The following is a 15567-nucleotide window of genomic DNA, read 5'->3' as shown; positions in this document are numbered from 1 at the left end:
TAAACCTGTACATGACAAAAAATTTGTACAGGTTTATTCCAGCACAGCACTGAAGTTATGCAAACCATTATTTTTGTATAGCGCTACATCATTCCAGGTGTTCGAGCAGTCGCCGTGCCGCTTCCTGGCCGCTGAGCCAGGCGCCCTCGACGCGGCCGGAAAGGCACCAGTCGCCGCATGCGTACAAGCCCTGGTCGGCATCGGCCAGTGCGCCCCATTCGTGGTTGCTGCTGGGGCGTGCATAGAGCCAGCGGTGGGCCAGGGCGAAGGTAGGTGCGGGCACCACGCAGCCGACCAGCTCGGCGAACTCGCCCCACAGCTGTTCGATCACTTCTTCCTTGGGCAGGTCGATGTGTTGCCGGCTCCAGTCAGACGTGGCGTGCAGCACCCAGGTGTCGAGTTGCTCGTCACGGCCGGGTTTGCTGCGGTTGCGGGCCAGCCAGTCGAGCGGGTTGTCTTGCACGAAACAGCCTTGCATCGGCGTATCCAGCGGCGCCTGGAAGGCGAGGGCGACGGCCCAGGTGGGCTCCATCTGCACGCCAGCGGCCACGGCAGCCAGTTTTGGTGTGGCAGCCAGCAGCGGCGTAGCCTGCGGTGCCGGTACCGCGATCACCACGCGGCTGTAGGGGCCATGGCTGCAGCCTTCGGTGTCCTGCAGGTGCCAGTACTGTTTGCCGCGGAACACCTCGGCGATGCGGCAGCCGAAGTTCACCGTCACATCCTTGAGCAGGCCACGGGTGATGGCGCTCATGCGGGGCACGCCCACCCAGCGCGTCTGCTCGTCGGGGGAGGGGGTGAGTTCGCCGTCACGGTAGTTGTACAGCTGCGGCTTCCACTGCTCGGCCCAGCCAGCGGCAACCCACTGTTGTACCTGCTCGACGAAACGCCGGTCACGGGCAGTGAAGTACTGCGCGCCGAGGTCGAGCGCGCCGGCTTCGCTGCGCTTGCTGGCCATGCGACCGCCACTGCCGTGGCCTTTGTCGAACAAATGCACGGATTGCCCCGCCTTCTGCAAGGCCTGGGCAGCTGACAAGCCGGCGATACCGGCCCCGATGATGGCGATAGGTACTGTCATGATGGCCTCTTCAAACCTTGCTGTAAGCAGACTACGCTGTCAGGCAAACCTGTACAATCCAGAATTTCTGTATAAGGTTATTCCGCTTTGGCGGGCAGGTTGGCCTATGTTTATCCGAGAGCGTCGGGTCAAAAAAGTGCCTTGATGTTAAAAATAGACCACCGCCGCATTCTGCGAGGACACAGCCATGCATATATTGCTGACAGGCGGCACCGGGTTGATAGGCAGGCACCTCTGCCAGCACTGGCTTGGCCAAGGCCATCGCCTGACGGTGTGGAGCCGGCGACCTGAGCAAGTGCCGAAAATGTGTGGCAGTGGTGTGCGTGGCATTGCCCGCCTGGAGCAACTGGAAGCGGACGATCACCTGGATGCGGTGGTCAACCTGGCCGGCGCGCCGATTGCCGACCGGCCTTGGACGGCAGCCCGGCGTAACCTGCTGTGGGCCAGCCGCGTTACCCTGACCGAGCAGTTGCTGAGCTGGCTGGGTACCCGCGAGCAGCGACCAGACGTGCTGATCTCCGGCTCTGCGGTCGGTTGGTACGGTGATGGTGGTGAGCGCGAGCTGACCGAGGCATCACCGCCGGTGCGCGAAGATTTTGCCAGCCAGTTGTGTATTGCCTGGGAGGAAACGGCCCTGCGTTCCCAGGCACAGGGCATCCGCGTGGTGCTGGTGCGAACCGGGCTGGTGCTGGCCAGCGATGGCGGCTTTTTGTCGCGTCTGCGCGTGCCCTTCAAGCTAGGGCTGGGCGGGCCTTTGGGCGATGGTCGGCAGTGGATGCCGTGGGTCCATATAGACGACCAGGTCGCCCTGATTGATTTTCTCTTGCAGCACAAGGATGCCAGCGGTCCTTATAATGCCTGCGCCCCGGAGCCGGTGCGCAACCGCGAGTTCGCCAGGCGTCTGGGGCGCACCCTGCATCGGCCGGCGTTGCTGCCGGTGCCGGCACTGCTGCTCAAGGCTGGACTGGGCGAGCTGTCGACCTTGCTGCTGGGTGGCCAGCGGGCACGCCCGGTACGCTTGTTGGCGGCTGGCTTCACCTTCCGCTTCAACGATCTGCAATCGGCCCTGGACAACTTGTCCAGCCGCCTCTGACATAGGACGCTGCATGACCGATCACGCCCTGCTGCTGGTCAACTTGGGTTCCCCGGCCTCCACATCGGTGGCCGATGTACGCCGATACCTCAACCAGTTCCTCATGGACCCGTACGTGATCGACCTGCCCTGGCCGGTGCGGCGGCTGCTGGTGTCGCTGATCCTGGTCAAGCGCCCGGAGCAGTCGGCACATGCCTATGGCTCGATCTGGTGGGAGGAGGGTTCGCCGCTGGTGGTGCTGACCCGTCGTCTGCAGGCCGCCATGGTCGAACACTGGCCCCACGGCCCGGTGGAAATTGCCATGCGCTATGGCCAGCCGGCCCTGCCTGACGTGCTGGAGCGCCTGGCGGCCCAGGGTGTACGCAAGGTGACCTTGGCACCGCTTTATCCACAGTTCGCCGACAGCACGGTGACCACTGTGGTCGAGCTGGCCAGGCAGACGGTCAACGAGCGTCAGTTGCCGTTGCAGATGCGTGTGCTGCAACCGTTCTACGAGCATCCGGACTACATCGAGGCGCTGGTCGCCAGCGCGCGGCCGTACCTGGAGCAGGATTACGACCACCTGTTGCTGAGCTTCCACGGCTTGCCGGAGCGGCACCTGAAGAAGCTGGACCCGACCGGCAAACACGATTTCCAGGCAGCCGACTGCTGCAAGGATGCCAGCGCCGAGATGCGTGCGGTGTGCTACCGCGGGCAGTGCCTGGCCACGGCCAAGGCCTTTGCGCAGAAGATGGGCATACCGGATGGCAAGTGGTCGGTGTCGTTCCAGTCGCGGCTGGGGCGGGCCAAGTGGATCGAGCCCTATACCGAAGCGCGGCTGGATGAGCTGGGCAAGGCAGGGGTGAAGAAGTTGTTGGTGATGTGCCCGGCATTCGTGGCCGATTGCATCGAGACGCTGGAAGAGATCGGCATGCGTGGCAGCGAACAGTTTGTCGAGGCCGGCGGGCGGGAGCTGGTGCTGGTGCCGTGCCTGAATGATCACCCCGAGTGGGTGAGGGTGTTGGCGCAGATGTGCGAAAAGGCCTGATTTGATGGTTGCCTGAACCGGCCTCTTCGCGGGTTTGCCCGCGAAGAGGCCGGTTCAGGTTAAAGCTGGATCAAGGCAACTGATCATCCAGCTTCTTGTGCTTCCAGCCATCATTGCCCGGCAAGATCAGGTTCAGGGCAATCGCCACGATGGCGCACAGGGCGATGCCTTTCAGGCCCCAGTCATCCGGGCCGTCACCGCTGCCGATCAGCACGCCGCCGATACCGAACACCAAGGTGACCGACACGATCACCAGGTTGCGCGCTTCGGCCAGGTCGATCTTGTGGCGGATCATGGTGTTCATGCCCACTGCCGCGATCGAGCCGAACAGCAGGCACAGAATGCCGCCCATCACCGGCACCGGGATGCTCTGCAGCAGCGCGCCGAACTTGCCGATAAATGCCAGGGTGATGGCGAAGACCGCCGCCCAGGTCATGATCTTCGGGTTGTAGTTCTTGGTCAGCATCACCGCACCGGTCACTTCGGCGTAGGTGGTGTTGGGCGGGCCACCGAACAGGCCGGCTGCGGTAGTGGCCAGGCCGTCACCCAGCAGGGTGCGGTGCAGGCCAGGCTTTTTCAGGTAGTCGCGGCCTGTCACGCTGCCCACCGCGATCACCCCGCCAATGTGCTCGATCGCCGGAGCCAGGGCTACCGGAACGATGAACAGGATGGCCTGCCAGTTGAACGCCGGTGCGGTGAAGTTGGGAATCTCCAGCCACGGCGCAGCAGCGATCTTGGCAGTATCGACCACGCCAAAGGCGAACGACAGGGCAAAGCCTACCAGCACGCCTGCAATGATCGGCACCAGGCGGAAGATGCCTTTACCGAACACGGCGACGATCAGCGTAGTGAGCAGCGCCGGCATCGAGATCATCATGGCGGTCTTGTACGGCAGCAGCACGCTGCCATCACCGGCCTTGCCCATTGCCATGTTGGCAGCAATCGGTGCCATGGCCAAGCCAATGGAGATGATCACCGGGCCGATCACCACCGGCGGCAGCATGCGGTCGATGAACCCGGTGCCTTTGATTTTTACCATCAGGCCCATGAAGGTGTACACGAAGCCTGCGGCCATCACGCCGCCCATGGTCTCGGCCAGGCCGAACTGGCCCTTGGCGAGGATGATCGGGGTGATGAAGGCAAAGCTGGAGGCCAGGAACACCGGTACCTGGCGGCCGGTGACCAGCTGGAACAGCAGGGTGCCGATGCCGGCGGTGAACAGCGCGACGTTCGGGTCGAGGCCGGTGATCAATGGCATCAGCACCAGCGCGCCGAATGCCACGAAGAGCATCTGCGCGCCCGAAACGACCTGGCGCCAGAGCGGGTCGTTGAAGCCGTCCTGCATGGTCAGGCGTCCTTTTGCTTGGTGCCGAAGATCTTGTCACCGGCATCGCCCAGGCCCGGCACGATGTAGCCGTGTTCGTTCAGACGCTGGTCGATCGAGGCGGTGTAGATCTGCACATCCGGGTGGGCTTTTTCCACCACTTCGATGCCTTCTGGCGCGGCAACCAGCACCATGGCGCGGATCTCTTTGCAGCCGGCCTTTTTCAGCAGGTCGATGGTGGCGACCATCGAGCCGCCGGTGGCCAGCATCGGGTCGATGATCAGGGCCAGGCGCTGGTTGATATCTGGCGCGAGTTTTTCCAGGTAGGTGTGGGCTTCCAGGGTTTCTTCGTTGCGGGCAACGCCGACGGCGCTCACCTTGGCGCCCGGAATCAGGCTGAGCACGCCGTCGAGCATGCCGATGCCGGCGCGCAGGATAGGCACCACGGTGATTTTCTTGCCGGCGATTTTTTCAACTTGAACCTTGCCACACCAGCCGTCGATCTCGTAGGTTTCGAGTGGCAGGTCCTGGGTGGCTTCGTAGGTCAGGAGCGCGCCGACTTCCTGGGCGAGTTCGCGAAAATTCTTGGTGCTGATATCGGCACGGCGCATCAGGCCGAGCTTGTGGCGGATCAGCGGATGGCGGATCTCACGAGTGGGCATAGGGGGGCTCCGAAAGGCGGGCAAAAAAACCGCGCTAGATTAATCTATTCAGCCTGTGCTGTCGTCTGGTCATTCTGGACGTTAGTCCATAAATGCTTGATCTGTGACGAGCGGATGCGTACCTTTGCCCGCTTTTCCAAAATGCACCCCCCGGAGAGCGCCATGTCCGCCGATCTCGAGCATATCCGTCAAGTCATGCGTGAAGCTGACTGCCTGTACAACGAAGCCGAAGTCGAAGCGGCCATCGCCAACGTCGGCGAGCAGATCTGCAAAGACCTGCACGACAAGAACCCGGTGGTGTTCTGCGTGATGAACGGCGGCCTGATCTTCGCCGGCAAACTGCTCACCCACCTGCAGTTCCCGCTGGAAGCTTCGTACCTGCACGCCACCCGCTACCGCAACCAGACCAGCGGCGGTGAGCTGTTCTGGAAGGCCAAACCGGAAGTGTCGTTCATCGACCGTGACGTGCTGATCGTCGATGACATCCTCGACGAAGGCCACACCCTCAGCGCCATCATCGAGTTCTGCAAGCATGCCGGCGCGCGCTCGGTGCACACTGCGGTACTGATCGACAAGGACCACGACCGCAAGGCCAGCCCGGACCTCAAGGCCAACTACGTGGGCCTGCCGTGCGTCGACCGCTACATCTTCGGCTACGGCATGGACTACAAAGGCTACTGGCGCAACGCCAACGGCATCTTCGCCGTCAAGGGGCTGTGACCGTGCGCCAGCCTGCGTTCATCGACCAATCGCTGTTCGCCAGGCTGGCCGAAAAGGCTGCCGCCAACCCGCGCGGGCGGCAGCATCACACCTTCCATGAGATGGAAGAGCCTTGCCACCGCATGGCGGTGGGGCTGCAGCCAAATACCTATATTCCGCCGCACCGCCACCTGAGCGACGACAAGGCTGAAGCCCTGATCGTGCTCAAGGGCCGCCTGGGCCTGCTGATCTTCGATGAGCAAGGTGTGGTAACCACCAGGCGGGTGCTGCAGGCGGGCGGCGACTGCCTGGGCGTGGACCTGCCACCGGGCACCTACCATGGGTTGGTGGTGCTGGAGCCAGACAGCATGCTGTTCGAATGCAAGGCCGGGCCTTATCGGCCAGTGGGCGAGGGCGAGCATGCGCACTGGGCGCCGCGTGAAGGCGAAGAGGGTGTCGCCGAGTACCAGGCCTGGATGCGCGCGCAGTTCGATTGATAGTGCCTGCACACGGCATGCTAGAGTGCTCCTTCATACAAGGAGCCTCACATGCGTGCGATTCTTCCCCTCCTGCTGGCAGTCAGCCTGCCACTCGCCGCCGCACCGCTGCACAGCCAGTTCCTGCCACCTGACGACCTGTCTTTACGCCAGGAGGCGCCGACCGGCCAGCAATTGCTGCAAGTGACCGACTACTCCGTGGTGGTGGGTGCCCAGCGCCAGTCCGATCAGCAGCCGATCCCGATCACGTCGTCGTTGCAGGTGCGCCTGAAAGGCAAGCCGCTGAGCAAGGGCGCGACCATTGCCCAGGTGCTGCTGACGTTCGACGGTGAGGCAGCCAAGAGCCTGAAAAAGCCCGTGTATGACGAAAAAAACCGCACCCTGAGCCTGAATTACCCGGTCAGCGACTATCGGGTGATCATGGACCTGCTGCGCAACGAAACGCTCTACGTGCAGTTTCTGACCTATGGCAACGGCCATATCTGGGCCGACCTGCACACCGGTACCGTACGTACGCGTTGAGGCACGCGGCCTGCGGGGGGTACACTGCCGGCCTTCGAAATTCCGTGATGGTCCAGTTGGAGTCGGCAATGCGTAAAGACAAGAAACAGGTAATCGGTGACGAAATCAGCGACGACTACATCAAGTCGTTCCTTCAGTTCGAGCCGGCCGATGGCGTGACCTCGCCGTCGCTGCACAAGCTGGTCAAGGCCTACCGTGGCCTGCGCGTCGATGACTTCGAGCGCTTTGTCGGCTTCTTCGTCGAAGCGGGCCTGGACCTGGATGGCAAGGACGAGCACGGCAAGACCTTCGTCGAGCAGATTGCCGACCAGCGCAATGCGCCGGAGTACATCGAGATCATCGATAACGCCCGCGGCTGATAACGGCCCAGGCACAAAAAAACGCCCCGAGGGGCGTTTTTTCGTTTCAGGCCGGCTTAAGCGTAATGCTTGGCTGCCGGGCTGCTTTCCACCAGGTCCAGCGCCACGTCGTTGTCGGCACTGATCTTGTGGTACAGAGCGGCATCGGTCGCCAGCGTCTTCTCGCGCGCCGGGAAGATTTCCTTGAGCTTGGCAGCCCAGGCACCTTTGGCCTGCTCGGGGAAGCAGCGCTCGATCAGTTCCAGCATGATCGACACGGTAACCGAAGCACCTGGCGATGCGCCGAGCAGTGCGGCCAGGCTGCCGTCCTGGGCCGAGACCAGCTCGGTACCAAACTGCAGCACGCCGCCTTTTTTCGGGTCTTTCTTGATGATCTGCACGCGCTGACCGGCCACTTCCAGGCGCCAGTCTTCGGCCTTGGCCTGCGGGTAGAAGCGACGCAGGGCTTCCAGGCGCTGCTCCATCGACTGCATCACTTCGCTGACCAGGTACTTGGTCAGGTCCATGTTGTCGCGGGCCACGGCCAGCATCGGGCCGATGTTGCCCATGCGTACCGACAGCGGCAGGTCCATCAGTGAACCGTGCTTGAGGAACTTGGTGGTGAAGCCAGCGTACGGGCCGAACAGCAGCGAAGTCTTGCCGTCCACAACGCGGGTGTCCAGGTGCGGTACCGACATCGGCGGGGCGCCCACAGCGGCCTGGCTGTAGACCTTGGCCTGGTGTTGTTTGACGATTTCCGGGTTGTCGCAACGCAGCCACTGGCCGCTGACCGGGAAACCGCCGAAGCCTTTGCTTTCCGGGATGCCCGACAACTGGAGCAGCGGCAGGGCCGCGCCACCGGCGCCCAGGAAGACGAAGCGGGCGTCGACTTCACGGCTGCCGCCGCTGTTGACGTCCTTGATGCTCACGGTCCAGCCGCTGCCGTTACGGCGCAGGCCGACAACCTTCTTGCTGTACTTGACCTGTGCGTCCTGCGAGTCGCCCAGCAGCTTGAGCAGCTTGTTGGTCAGGGCGCCGAAGTTGACGTCGGTGCCTTTGGCCACGCGGGTAGCGGCGATGTGCTGGTCGGCCGGGCGGCCAGGCATCATCAGCGGCATCCAGTCGTTCATCACGGCCTTGTCTTCGGTGTATTCCATGTCGGCGAAGGCATGGTGCTGCTTGAGCAGCTCGAAGCGCTTCTTGAGGAAGGAAACACCCTTGTCACCTTCGACGTAGCTCAGGTGCGGGACAGGGTTGATGAACGCACGTGCCGAGCCGAAGTTGCCCTTCTTGCTCAGGTAAGCCCAGAACTGGCGCGAAACCTCGAACTGAGTGTTGATGTGCACGGCCTTCTTGATGTCGATGCTGCCATCGGCGGCCTGGGGCGTGTAGTTAAGCTCGCACAGACCGGCGTGGCCGGTGCCTGCGTTGTTCCAGGGGTTGGAGCTTTCCGCGGCTCCGGAGTCCATCGCCTCGACGACCTCAAGCTTCAGGGTCGGGTCGAGCTCCTTGAGCAGTACGGCCAGGGTGGCACTCATGATGCCCGCGCCTACCAGTACCACATCAACCGATTCGTTCTGCGCCATTTAACGCGTCTCCACAATCTACAGCTACCTAATTGACAGCATAGGACCTGGGTTCGCCAGGGTCGCCATGTCCGACTTTTCGCAGTTCTTGCAACTTCCGCGGACACCGCCAATCAGTCTTCGGGTTCGGGTATTGAACGCCGTTTGCCACAGGTGCGGCAATTCGACTTATGGTCAAGGTGTCGTGCGTGCGTTATGGAACGGTTCAGACACTCATACGGGATGAGCGCATTTGCCGCCTGTTCAGGGCTGTTCGGGACACATCTGCCGCTTTTGCACATGCCAGACTGTTCATTTGCTCGCCACACTCTTGTGAAGTTGTGAAAACCGTTTTTTCACGCTCTTTTGGAGACGTGAACCTCAAAGGGGGACTGCGCGATGGCAACCCGCAGGTTCATGCAGTGTGAAGGGCCGGAAAAGCAGGCACGACAGCCGATGCAAGACCTGAGTGGAAGGCTCTCTGTGGGCGAAGCGGTGAAGTTGCCGGGGTCAATCGGCGAGTGCGGGGCCCGATCAGGAGACGTCCTTATAATCGGGGGGAGATTATAGCGATGTCGCGGGCAGAAATGTCGCCATTCGTGGTTTTTATTGCAGCGTTTGTCAGGCCGCGAGGATGCGCTGGTGCCAGCGGCGGCTTGCGCGGTCGCAAACCCGGGCGTCGGCAGGCAGTTCGTGGCCCAGCCAGGCCAACCGGATTTCACCAATCCGGACCCAGTCGCTGCCGCTGGGTGGCTGGCTGCATTGCTTGAAGGCCACGCATTTGCCGTGGGCATCGAGGCGGGCATAGGCATTGTGGCGCGGGCGTTGGAAGAGCAGCGTCCAGAGCGAGGCCATGACGGGGAGTCCTTTGCGTGAGGGCTTGGCGCAAGGATAAGGGCGAGGCCATGAAACGATTGTGACAAGCGGGCCGGACCGATGACTGGTCGATGCGTGCCTAGGTATACTGTGCGCCTTAGCCGCATTTTCTGGAGAAACGCGCATGTTGCAACGTCTGTTGTTCGGTTTGATCGCCGTGGCCAGCCTCAGCCTGGTCGGTTGTGCCCACAGCCCGCAACAACTCAACCCGCAACCCACGCTCAAGGCCCAGCTCACGCCGGTCGGCCATGGCCAGCCGGTGGTGGTCCGGGTGGTTGACGGCCGGGCTTCGCAGTCCCTGGGTACCCGTGGTGGCATGTACCCCGAAACCAGCACCATCAGCGTCAGCGGTAACGACGTGGTGCCCAAGCTGCAAGCCCAGGCCGAAGCGGCCGTGCGCCTGCTCGGTTTCACCCCGACGCCAAATGCCTATAACGCACCGCAGCTGACCGTGACCCTGGCCGAGTTGAAATACCAGTCGCCCAAAGACAACCTGTACGTGACCGAAGCCACCATCGGCGCCACCTTCCGTGCCGATGTGCGCAACGGCGGCCGCAGCTACAGCGGCCGTTACGGTGCTTCGCTGGACCAGCGTTTCGGCATGGCGCCGAACCAGGACACCAACACCCAGCTGGTGGGTGATGTGCTGAGCGATGCGTTGACCCGTATGTTCAAAGACCCGACCATCGGGCAGGTGCTGGGGCAGTAAGCCTTCGGCAATAAAAGAAAACCCGCTGCCTGGGTGCCAGGCAGCGGGCTTTTTTTGTCTGTGCAGGTTCAAGCCGCTTCTATGTGGAAATCCAGCAGGCTGAAGCCGGTTCCGGCATCCACTTCGGGCAAGTCTTCATGCACATGCCCACCTAGCGCACAGTAGACGAGCCATTGGCGGTCCTGCACGTTGATGGCAAAACCATCGATCAGCGCCTGTTGTTCATCGCTCTGGGCGACGAGGTAAAGGCGGTCCTGGTTTTCGGCGTGCAACATGAACAAGCTCCGGGTCATGAAAGGCCGATAGGGTGGCCTGTTCTGATGACGAGCTAATGACAGATGAAATTTAATGACACTTTGTCGCCCAGGCAGGGTGCCGGGGTGCGACTTGGGTAAAATGCGGGCCTTTGTTGCTGCTCACACCGAGGTCGCCTGATGTCCTTGCAAGTGCTCTGGGGGTTTCTGTCCGCCCACCCCGCCAAGTGGATCAACCTGCTGGCGCTGCTGCTGACCTGCCCGGGCGGGTTGCTGCTGCACAGCGCACGGCGGCGTGATGCCGAGACCCGCGAATACATGGCGGTGGATGAGGGCGTGGTGGATGCATTCGACCTTCGAGTGCCGAAGTACTTCTATATCCTCGGTTTCTCGTGCCTGGCGATGGCGCTGTTGCTGTCCTGGTTCAGCACCTGGGTCTGAGAATCTGGGGCCGCTTTGCGGCCCATCGCCGGCAAGCCAGCTCCCACAGGACTGCACAAGCCTGAGGGGCATGCGGTCCCTGTGGGAGCTGGCTTGCCGGCGATGGGCTGCCAAAGCAGCCCCCAGCAATCTATTAGGCGACCGGCGCTTGTTGCCTGACCTGGTACTGGTTACGCACCGGTGTCGCATACTGCACCACCAGGTACGGCCGCTGCTCTTCAGGGCAGGCATCCAGCCGGCGCTGCCATTCTTCCTTGGCCTTGGCCAGCTCATCAGCCGGGAACACTTTTTCGGCGCTTGGTACCTGCAGCGCCTCATCTTTGGCGTCCCACATCGCATACGCCAGGTAATGCACCGGGAATAGCCGGTAGCCACCCAGGATCTGCCGGTCGATTTCCGCCGCCAGCTGCTTGGTGTCCTCGTGGTATTCGGTCACCGGTGGGGCGAAGTTGATGTGCACCCGGCCCTTGTAGCCGGTAATGCCCTTGGCGATGCTGTTGTCATCCTCGCCCGGCGCCTTCTTGTAGGTGCCGGTGGTGGCGCGGATGTAAAGCTCGCGGGCCTTGGCCTGGTCGCACGGGTCGTATTCGTAGCTGATCGACACGGGCGTCAGGTTAAGGCTCTGGATCACCGCGCCGAACGGCTCGTCCTTGCGGCTCATGTGGAACATCTTGAGGATCGCCGAGTCGGTGCGGTCGTCACCGTCTTTGGCGCGGCCTTCGGCCTGGGCGATCCAGATTGAGGTGGCATCGTTGCGGATCGAGTGGTTGATGTAGGCCGAGAGTAACTGATAAGCCGCCAGCTTCTCGCGGCGGCCGCTGATCGAACGGTGCACGATGAAGCTTTTGTTCAGGCGCATCATGTCGCTGACAAAGGGCTTTTGCAGCAGGTTGTCACCGATGGCGATGCGCGGCGTGGGCAGGCCGGCGTGGTACACCGCATAGTTGACGAAGGCGGGGTCCATGACGATGTCACGGTGGTTGGCCAGGAACAGGTAGGCAGTGCCGGCCTTGAGCTGCTCCACGCCCGAATAGGTGACGCCGTCGGTGGCACGGTCGATAGTCTGGTCGACGTAGTACTCGACTTTGTCCTGCAAGGTGGAAACGCAGGTAACGCCGGCGAATTCCTTGCGCAGGCGGCGGGCAATCAGCGGTTTGAGCAACCAGCCGAGAGCACCGGCCGCACGCGGGAAGCGGAAGTGGGTGAGGATATCGAGGAATGCCGGGTCGCTGAGCAGGCGTGCCAGAACGGCAGGGACCTCAGCGTCGTCGTACGGTCGGATGGCATCGAATTCGCCCATCATGCTCTCTTGTTGGAAACGGCTAGGGTAATAAGGTAGGGGCGGGCTCCGAAAAACGGCTCGGACACACACTGGCCCTGTAAACAGACCGGCAATTATACGCATAAGTCACCCCGGAGGCCGCGATGCTGGAAACTGCGATCTACGATTGCCCTTATTGTGGCGAAGAAGTCGAAACCACGGTGGACCTGTCCGGCGGCGATCAGGAGTACATCGAGGACTGCCAGGTATGCTGCAAGCCTATCCGCTTCGTGCTGCAGGTTCATGGCGAGGAGTGGATGCTGGATGTCTTCGGTGAGAACGACTGATGCGGCGGATCTATGAACCGGAAAACCTGCTCGAAGCCGAAATGCTGATCGGGATGCTGGCCAGTGAGGGTGTCGACGTGCAACTGGTGGGCCGTGACCTGATGGGCGGTGTGGGCGAGTTGCCGATGCAAGGCTTGCTGGGGCTTGCGGTAGCGGATGAGCAGGCCGAGTACGCACGGCGGCTGATCGATGCGTACAATGATGCCCAGCCACTGGTTGGCGACGAACCGGAGAGTTTCCCCGGTACCTTGATCTGCTAGGTTCTGAATTCGCCCATGTGTGGACGTTACGCCCTGTTTCGCTGGCCCCAGGCGCTGGCCAGCCTGCCTGGTTTTCCCGAAGGCCAGCCGGCCCAATGGAACATTGCTCCCGGTGCCTCGGTGCTGATCCAGCGCCAGCTCGACGGCCAGCAGCAACTGGCCAAGGCGCGCTGGGGGCTGACCCCGGCCTGGCTTACCGACCTGTCCCGCACCCCCGCCCATGCCCGCGCCGAAACGCTGGCCGAGCAACCCATGTTTCGCGAGGCGTTTCGCCAGCGCCGCTGCCTGATGCCGGCCAACGGCTTTTACGAGTGGCGTGGCAGCGTGCGTAAACGCCCGTACTGGTTGACCCCGGGGGAGGGTTCGTCGCTTTACTTTGCGGCGGTGTGGGAGGCCTATCCCGTGCAGGATCAGGTGTGGCTTAGCTGTGCGGTGGTGACCCAGGCGGCCATGAACCAGCGTCGACCGCTGATACTGGATGAGGCGGGGCAGGCGGCCTGGCTCGACCCGGATACGCCGGTTACCCGCTTGCACGAGTTGCTGGCCAGCCCTGCGGCACAGCTGCGCGAGCGGGCCCTGGCCAATTTCGTCAATGATCCGAAGCTGGATGCGCCGGAGTGTCTTACCCCGGCTTGATGTGCCGCCTGTACCGGCCTCTTCGCGGGCACGCCCGCTCCCACAGGTTTAAGTTGTACCTGTGGGAGCGGGCGTGCCCGCGAAGAGGCCAGTGCAGGCGACGAAAATCTTCCCTACGGCTATAGCAGGCACTGGCGACACGGCCTAGGATACGGCGCATGTAAAAAAGGGAGTGTTTTCATGCGTAAGTCTTTTGTTGTCAGCCTGTTGAGTGCTGGCATCCTGCTGACCGGCTGCCAGGCGGTGAACACCACCAGCGGCGGTGCTGTCGGCGTACAGCGCCAGCAGTACATGTTCAGCATGCTTTCGACCGATGAGGTCAACCAGATGTACGCCCAGTCGTACCAGCAGACCTTGGGCGAAGCGTCGAGCAAGGGGGTGCTCGACAAGTCCAGCGCCGATGCCAAACGCGTGCAGGTCATCGCCAACCGCCTGATCGCCCAGGCGCCCAAGTTCCGCCCGGATGCTGCGCAGTGGAACTGGGAAGTCAACGTGATCAAAAGCGACGAACTGAACGCCAACTGCGGCCCGGGCGGCAAGATCATCGTCTACACCGGGTTGATCGATCAGCTCAAGCTCACCGATGCGGAAATTGCCGCCGTGGTAGGGCATGAAATTGCCCACGCCCTGCGTGAGCACAGCCGTGAGGCGATGTCCAAGGCCTATGGCGTGCAAATGGCCCGCCAGGGTGCCGGTGCCCTCCTGGGCCTGGGCGAGGGCAGCATGGCCATGGCCGATGCCGTGGTGAACTACTCCATGACCCTGCCCAACAGCCGTGCCAACGAGAACGAAGCCGATCTGATCGGCCTGGAACTGTCGGCCCGTGCGGGTTATGACCCGAATGCCGCGATCACCTTGTGGAACAAGATGAGCAAGGCTTCCGAAGGCGCGCCGCCAGAGTTCATGAGCACTCACCCGGCTTCTGAAAGCCGTATCGCTTCGTTGCAGGCAGCGATTCCGAAGGTGATGCCGTTGTATCAGGCAGCGGCCAAGCAGTAAGGCTGCAAGGGGCTGCTTTGCAGCCCAATCGCCGGCAAGCCAGCTCCCACAAGTATTGCATATGACTTGAAACCGATGCGGTCTAGGTGGGAGCCGGCTTGCCGGCGATTGGGCCGCAGAGCGGCCCCTTCAGCATTTAGCCGATCCAGCCACTGGCCTTCATCGCCGAGTACACGGCCACGATCGCCAGCACGAAGAACGCTGTGGCCGCCAGGCGACGAATCAGCGTCAGTGGCAGCTTGTCTGCCGCGAAGTTACCCGCCAGAACCACCGGCACGTTGGCAATCAGCATGCCTAGCGTGGTACCGATAATGACCATGATCAGGTGCGGATACTGCGCAGCCAACATCACGGTTGCGACTTGGGTCTTGTCCCCGATTTCGGCCAGGAAGAACGCGATCAGCGTGGTCAGGAACGGCCCGAAGCGACGTGCCGGGTTTTCGTCGTCATCCATCTTGTCCGGTACCAGTGTCCACAGCGCGGTGGCGGTAAAGCTCGCGGCCAGGATCCAGTGCAGGGCCGAGTCGCTGAAGAAGCTGCCAAACCAGGCGCCCACGGCACCGGCCGCCGCATGGTTGGCCAGGGTGGCGGCGATGATGCCGGCGATGATCGGCCAAGGCTTGCGGAAGCGGGCAGCAAGAATGAGAGCGAGCAGTTGCGTCTTGTCGCCGATTTCGGCCAAGGCAACGATAGCGGTGGGGACCAACAGAGATTCCAGCATCAGGATTCCTACGGGGGCGGGTCGACACGGCTATGACACGTACAGCCTCCCCGCCCCGGGTAAGGTGTGCGTGTCATAGGTCTTGTCAAACCCTGGATCCGTCTACGCGGATCTCTCCATGCAGGCTGGCATGGTGGGTCGCACGCGCCATGGTCTGTGGACCAAGTATGTTGACGCGTACCGGGCGAGCAGTGCGCTCGCGGGAGACTACTCCCCTAGGACGGTGCGGATTCTGCCTAGGCAAAACGCTTTCGGCAAGTG

20 protein-coding genes and 1 riboswitch are annotated in these 15567 nt (G+C 62.3%); of the genes, 12 read left to right on the top strand and 8 right to left on the bottom strand.

The genetic code is table 11. The annotated features are described in order from the left end of the window. Nucleotides 1-88 precede the first annotated feature (88 nt). Nucleotides 89-1075 carry an NAD(P)/FAD-dependent oxidoreductase gene (locus N436_RS05440; RefSeq protein WP_060500133.1) on the bottom strand — a complete coding sequence of 329 codons (987 nt, stop codon included), beginning with the start codon at nucleotides 1073-1075 and terminating at the stop codon, nucleotides 89-91. A 187-nt stretch (nucleotides 1076-1262) separates the two neighbouring features. On the opposite strand from N436_RS05440, the gene N436_RS05435 reads away from it, so the two are divergent. Both N436_RS05435 and hemH read left to right on the top strand, forming a co-directional pair. Continuing rightward, a complete protein-coding gene (locus N436_RS05435) occupies nucleotides 1263-2168 on the top strand; it encodes a TIGR01777 family oxidoreductase (protein WP_105945630.1) in 906 nt (301 codons plus the stop codon). A gap of 13 nt (nucleotides 2169-2181) precedes the next feature. Further along, complete coding sequence (gene hemH / locus N436_RS05430; protein ID WP_110740561.1) at nucleotides 2182-3195, top strand: ferrochelatase; 1014 nt, start codon at nucleotides 2182-2184, stop codon at nucleotides 3193-3195. A gap of 70 nt (nucleotides 3196-3265) precedes the next feature. Here the strand turns inward: hemH and N436_RS05425 are convergent, their stop codons facing one another. Together N436_RS05425 and upp are read right to left on the bottom strand one after the other, a co-directional pair. Further along, nucleotides 3266-4540 (bottom strand): uracil-xanthine permease family protein, encoded by a 1275-nt coding sequence (locus N436_RS05425; RefSeq protein WP_016713295.1) that lies wholly within the window; start codon nucleotides 4538-4540, stop codon nucleotides 3266-3268. A 2-nt stretch (nucleotides 4541-4542) separates the two neighbouring features. Continuing rightward, complete coding sequence (upp, locus tag N436_RS05420) at nucleotides 4543-5181, bottom strand: uracil phosphoribosyltransferase (protein WP_011532223.1); 639 nt, start codon at nucleotides 5179-5181, stop codon at nucleotides 4543-4545. Nucleotides 5182-5343: 162 nt separating this feature from the next. Here upp and N436_RS05415 point away from each other — a divergent pair, with 162 nt between their 5' ends. The 4 genes from N436_RS05415 to N436_RS05400 all read left to right on the top strand — a co-directional run bounded on the left by N436_RS05415 (nucleotide 5344) and on the right by N436_RS05400 (nucleotide 7258). Continuing rightward, complete coding sequence (locus tag N436_RS05415; RefSeq protein ID WP_019099801.1) at nucleotides 5344-5901, top strand: hypoxanthine-guanine phosphoribosyltransferase; 558 nt, start codon at nucleotides 5344-5346, stop codon at nucleotides 5899-5901. A gap of 2 nt (nucleotides 5902-5903) precedes the next feature. Beyond that, the gene (locus N436_RS05410; RefSeq protein ID WP_110740560.1) at nucleotides 5904-6377 is read left to right on the top strand and encodes a WbuC family cupin fold metalloprotein; all 474 of its coding nucleotides are present in this window, start codon (nucleotides 5904-5906) and stop codon (nucleotides 6375-6377) included. 51 nt (nucleotides 6378-6428) lie between these two features. Then, nucleotides 6429-6899 carry a hypothetical protein gene (locus N436_RS05405; protein WP_060500137.1) on the top strand — a complete coding sequence of 157 codons (471 nt, stop codon included), beginning with the start codon at nucleotides 6429-6431 and terminating at the stop codon, nucleotides 6897-6899. A gap of 68 nt (nucleotides 6900-6967) precedes the next feature. After that, complete coding sequence (locus N436_RS05400) at nucleotides 6968-7258, top strand: PA4642 family protein (RefSeq protein WP_051095858.1); 291 nt, start codon at nucleotides 6968-6970, stop codon at nucleotides 7256-7258. Between the two features lie 56 nt (nucleotides 7259-7314). Here N436_RS05400 and mqo read toward each other — a convergent pair whose 3' ends face one another. Continuing rightward, the gene (gene mqo, locus N436_RS05395) at nucleotides 7315-8823 is read right to left on the bottom strand and encodes a malate dehydrogenase (quinone) (RefSeq protein ID WP_105945639.1); all 1509 of its coding nucleotides are present in this window, start codon (nucleotides 8821-8823) and stop codon (nucleotides 7315-7317) included. 600 nt (nucleotides 8824-9423) lie between these two features. Beyond that, a complete protein-coding gene (locus N436_RS05390) occupies nucleotides 9424-9657 on the bottom strand; it encodes a hypothetical protein (protein ID WP_110740559.1) in 234 nt (77 codons plus the stop codon). Between the two features lie 145 nt (nucleotides 9658-9802). On the opposite strand from N436_RS05390, the gene N436_RS05385 reads away from it, so the two are divergent. After that, nucleotides 9803-10387, top strand: coding sequence for a YajG family lipoprotein (locus N436_RS05385; protein ID WP_016713289.1), 585 nt, complete (start codon nucleotides 9803-9805; stop codon nucleotides 10385-10387). 68 nt (nucleotides 10388-10455) lie between these two features. On the opposite strand, the gene N436_RS05380 is transcribed toward N436_RS05385, so the two are convergent. Further along, on the bottom strand, nucleotides 10456-10662 hold the full coding sequence (locus tag N436_RS05380; RefSeq protein WP_003247353.1) for a hypothetical protein: 207 nt from the start codon (nucleotides 10660-10662) through the stop codon (nucleotides 10456-10458). Nucleotides 10663-10821: 159 nt separating this feature from the next. Between N436_RS05380 and N436_RS05375 the strand changes: the two genes are divergently transcribed. Beyond that, on the top strand, nucleotides 10822-11082 hold the full coding sequence (locus N436_RS05375; RefSeq protein WP_110740558.1) for a hypothetical protein: 261 nt from the start codon (nucleotides 10822-10824) through the stop codon (nucleotides 11080-11082). Nucleotides 11083-11215: 133 nt separating this feature from the next. On the opposite strand, the gene N436_RS05370 is transcribed toward N436_RS05375, so the two are convergent. Further along, complete coding sequence (locus N436_RS05370; protein ID WP_060500140.1) at nucleotides 11216-12382, bottom strand: 1-acyl-sn-glycerol-3-phosphate acyltransferase; 1167 nt, start codon at nucleotides 12380-12382, stop codon at nucleotides 11216-11218. A gap of 125 nt (nucleotides 12383-12507) precedes the next feature. On the opposite strand from N436_RS05370, the gene N436_RS05365 reads away from it, so the two are divergent. The 4 genes from N436_RS05365 (at nucleotide 12508) to N436_RS05350 (ending at nucleotide 14585) form a co-directional block, all read left to right on the top strand. Next, a complete protein-coding gene (locus N436_RS05365; RefSeq protein ID WP_012270508.1) occupies nucleotides 12508-12690 on the top strand; it encodes a CPXCG motif-containing cysteine-rich protein in 183 nt (60 codons plus the stop codon). After that, on the top strand, nucleotides 12690-12950 hold the full coding sequence (locus N436_RS05360) for a putative signal transducing protein (RefSeq protein ID WP_110740557.1): 261 nt from the start codon (nucleotides 12690-12692) through the stop codon (nucleotides 12948-12950). Before N436_RS05365 ends, N436_RS05360 begins: the two co-directional genes overlap by 1 nt. Before the next feature lie 15 nt (nucleotides 12951-12965). Beyond that, entirely contained in the window at nucleotides 12966-13586 is a 621-nt protein-coding gene (locus N436_RS05355; RefSeq protein WP_105945643.1) for an SOS response-associated peptidase, read from the top strand. Between the two features lie 180 nt (nucleotides 13587-13766). Then, nucleotides 13767-14585, top strand: coding sequence for a M48 family metallopeptidase (locus N436_RS05350; protein ID WP_110740556.1), 819 nt, complete (start codon nucleotides 13767-13769; stop codon nucleotides 14583-14585). 136 nt (nucleotides 14586-14721) lie between these two features. Here N436_RS05350 and N436_RS05345 read toward each other — a convergent pair whose 3' ends face one another. Further along, nucleotides 14722-15306 carry a TMEM165/GDT1 family protein gene (locus tag N436_RS05345; RefSeq protein WP_110740555.1) on the bottom strand — a complete coding sequence of 195 codons (585 nt, stop codon included), beginning with the start codon at nucleotides 15304-15306 and terminating at the stop codon, nucleotides 14722-14724. A gap of 88 nt (nucleotides 15307-15394) precedes the next feature. Continuing rightward, nucleotides 15395-15534: riboswitch (yybP-ykoY riboswitch) on the bottom strand. Nucleotides 15535-15567: the final 33 nt, after the last annotated feature.

It is taken from the genome of Pseudomonas sp. RV120224-01b (genome assembly GCF_003208145.1).
GTDB classification, from domain to species: domain Bacteria; phylum Pseudomonadota; class Gammaproteobacteria; order Pseudomonadales; family Pseudomonadaceae; genus Aquipseudomonas; species Aquipseudomonas monteilii.
The sequence above is the reverse complement of the archived record's forward strand: the minus strand, read 5'-3'. Positions and strand labels throughout refer to the sequence as shown.